The organism is Alphaproteobacteria bacterium (genome assembly GCA_025800285.1).
Taxonomy (GTDB): domain Bacteria; phylum Pseudomonadota; class Alphaproteobacteria; order JAOXRX01; family JAOXRX01; genus JAOXRX01.
This window is the reverse complement of sequence record JAOXRX010000012.1, coordinates 1-752: the sequence shown is the minus strand read 5'-3', so window position 1 is coordinate 752 and position 752 is coordinate 1. Positions and strand designations below refer to the sequence as shown.

The window sequence follows — 752 nt, the reverse complement described above, 5'->3', positions numbered from 1 at the left end:
GAGTCCAACCAGCTTTAGGTCTTGGAAGTTTTCCTATCCATTTATGAATATCAATACCTTTTCCCCATCCCATTTCTTTTACAAACGAATTATAAGATTTTTTATATCCATTCTTTTTGGCTTCTTGGTAACTATCTTTATAATATTGAACAAGTTTTTTAGCATCTGCAACAGGCATTTTATTAACTGGAGCCCATAATTCGGGATCAGTAATCAAATTAATTCCTTTTTTCAAATCTACTTGCCAAGGACTACCTTTGACACCAGAAGTAAACAAACTATCAATGACACCACTTCCATCCAAATCCTTTCTATCAGTTTTATACTTTTTATTAGGTCTTATTTTTGTTGATAATTGATCCAAAGCTTTTCCTGCAGTATCAACTACGAATGGTGTTAGTTTTTTCATTAGATAATCTACAGCTTTCTTTTGTAATTTCTTATTTCTCATTATTTCACTTGCGCCATAACGACCCATTTCAATAGTTTTCTTTGCCAACCAAGGAATACCATGATGATATAAAGCATCTGCTGCTATCCCACCAACATCTGTCATTAATCCTTCACCTTTTAGGCTTTTTTTTTTCCTGTTAAAGTACTTTTTACATACCGAACTTTCTTTATTCCACAAACTGGACAATGACAATAAAACTGTCTTCTACCATTTTTATTGGTTTGATAACCACTTGGTTCAACACAAGGTGTAACTCTTTTATCTTTGATGCAATAAGATTCATTCATTTTTTTATTTA

2 protein-coding genes are annotated in these 752 nt (G+C 32.0%); both read right to left on the bottom strand.

The features are described 5' to 3' along the window. Positions 1 to 556, bottom strand: a 556-nt coding sequence (locus tag OIF36_00065; GenBank protein MCV6598865.1) for a hypothetical protein, incomplete at its 3' end; no start/stop codon positions are given. A gap of 14 nt (positions 557 to 570) precedes the next feature. Beyond that, the coding region (locus OIF36_00060; protein ID MCV6598864.1) for a DUF5679 domain-containing protein at positions 571 to 752 on the bottom strand (182 nt) is incomplete at its 5' end.